Source organism: Rhizobacter sp. P1_G5 (genome assembly GCF_056405435.1).
Genome location: NZ_JBFUCB010000808.1, coordinates 1 through 2,281, shown reverse-complemented (window position 1 = coordinate 2,281; position 2,281 = coordinate 1). Strand labels below are relative to the sequence as shown.

3 protein-coding genes are annotated in these 2,281 nt (G+C 69.8%); 2 read left to right on the top strand and 1 reads right to left on the bottom strand.

The genetic code is table 11. The annotated features are described in order from the left end of the window. On the top strand, positions 1-696 hold a 696-nt coding region (locus AC1D12_RS31355; protein WP_477845093.1), incomplete at its 5' end, for an ammonium transporter. An 11-nt stretch (positions 697-707) separates the two neighbouring features. Beyond that, positions 708-1,025, top strand: a complete 318-nt coding sequence (locus AC1D12_RS31350; protein WP_477845092.1) for a hypothetical protein — start codon at positions 708-710, stop codon at positions 1,023-1,025. Between the two features lie 15 nt (positions 1,026-1,040). On the opposite strand, the gene AC1D12_RS31345 is transcribed toward AC1D12_RS31350, so the two are convergent. Further along, the coding region (locus tag AC1D12_RS31345) for a putative glycoside hydrolase (RefSeq protein WP_477845091.1) at positions 1,041-2,281 on the bottom strand (1,241 nt) is incomplete at its 5' end.

The window sequence follows — 2,281 nt, the reverse complement described above, 5'->3', positions numbered from 1 at the left end:
GTCGTGCACGTCAGCGCCGGTGCGGCGGGCCTGGCCTGCGCCCTCGTGGCCGGACCGCGGCACGGCTACGGCCGCGAGCCGATGGTCCCCTCGAACCTCGCCTACATGCTGATCGGCGCAGGCTTGCTGTGGATCGGCTGGTTCGGCTTCAATGGCGGTTCCGCCTTTGCGGCCAATGGCGCAGCCGCACTGGCGATGGTCAACACGCAGATCGCAGCGGCGCTGGCCGCGGTCGTCTTTGTGCTGTGCGAGTGGGTTCTGAAGGGCCAGGCGAGCCTGGTCGGCATGTCCACCGGCGCCGTCGCCGGCCTGGTGGCGATCACGCCCGCTGCCGGATTCGTCAGCGTGAACGCGGCCTACCTGTTCGGTGCCGTCGGCGGCCTCGTCGCGTTCGCGTCGCTGAGCTGGATCAAGCCCCTGATCAACATCGACGACTCGCTGGACGTGTTCGCGATCCACGGCGTCGTCGGCATCGCCGGTTCGCTGCTGACGCCCTTCTTCATCGACGCGAAGCTTGCGGGCGGCGCCGGCCAGCCGCAGGCGGAAGCGATCGGTGTCATGGCGGTTCTCGTCTACAGCTTCGCGGTCAGCTGGCTGCTGATGAAGGGGCTCGACTGGTTCGCYGGCGTCCGGATCAAGCGCAGCGAGGAGGCCGTCGGGCTGGATGTGTCCCAGCACGGCGAGCGGATCGAATAGTGAGCTCCCTCATGTCCTCGGGCGTGATCGCGATGCGGCTGCGGCTGGCCCTGCTGCGGCACCAGATCCCCGTCGAGGCTGATCGCCTGCTGTCCGACACCGACTACGCGGTGGAGATCTGGGCGCTTTGCACGGACATCGGCGACCCGGCCCTGATCACGCTGGCCGAGCGCCTGATGAGCAGCCGGGTGGTGCCGGCGGCCGCGGCGCCCGCCGCGGCGCCCGCCGCGGCATCGAACCCCGTCGCACAGGGGGGCGATACCGACGCCGGCCCGAAGGACGATCCGAACCGCCCGCGCGAGCGCAGCTATCTCCGCGGCGCTCGTTGACCCTGCAAGAAGTCGTCAGGGACGCAAGGCCACGTTGCGCACCGTCATCTGCACGCCGCGCTGGTCGTTCCAGTGCGGAAACACCGAGAAGCTGCCGATGCGCGCCAGGTCCAGGCAGGCTGCGGCACCTGCCAGCACCGTGCTCATCGGCACCGACACCGTGGCCCACGCGCCAAGCGGCGGCCGGCCGATCGAGATGTCGGCGGTTGCGCAACCGGCGCCGCTTTCCAGCTTGAGGGTCAGGTCCGAGGTGTTGCTGCCGTAGAGGTAGGGGTAGACCTCCAGCGTCAGCCGCCCGGCCCTGTACGCCGACAGGTCGGTCGCGGGCCCGCTGATGAACACCATGCCGTTGGCGCCCACGGTGTTCGAGAACTGCATGCGGATCTCGGCCGGGGCCGCACCCACCGGGATCACCTGCCAGCTGACATGGCCCGCCGTGCTCTGCCAGCTGCTGAAGCCGAAGCCCGGTGCGACGCCGTTCGGCCCGAACAGCGCAAAGCTGCCCTGCTGCCCCGAGCAGCCCGAGACCCCGCCGGCCAGTGCGCCGCCCTTGACCACCTTCAGGTTGGTGAACGCCAGCGCCATCGCGCCCATCGACTCGATGCTGAACGGCGTGTCGATGCTCGCGAGGTTGGCGCCGGCCGACGCGAAGCAGCTGAGCGGGATCTTCAGCGTCTGCCTGACGTTCAGCGGCAGGCTGCGCAGCGTCTGCGTCAGGTCCACCGTGCCGCGGCAGGGGTAGCCGCAATCCATGTGCAACTGCACCGCGGCGGCAGGCGCCTGCGAGACCACGGTGTCGAACTCCAGCGTGCCGTCGGTGTAGCCCGAGAGGTTCTGGCCGCTCGCCGCCTTCGAGAAGATCTGGCCCTGCGAGAACCAGGTGACCAGCTTGGCGTCCTGCTGCGTGTTGATCTGCGTGGTCTGCACGCGCATCGCCGGCGTGCCGGCGGCCGGCACGTTGAGCGTCGCGTTCAGGTCGCTGCCGACCGGCACGCTGGCCCAGTTGTTGGCGGCGGTGTTGACGTTCAGTGCGAAGGGCGCGACGTCGCCCTGGTTGAACAGCACCAGCGTGCCGCTACCCTGGCCGCAGACCGAGGGCACGGCCGGTGTCGGCAGCGTGCCGATGCTGGCGGTGCTTGCATACGTCAGTCCGTAGCCGGGGGCGAACTGCGGCTGCTGGCCGTCGCCGAGGTTCAGCGGCGTCTGGCAGGCCGAGGCCGGCCACGAGAACGACAGCGTGCCGTTGAAGTCGAAGC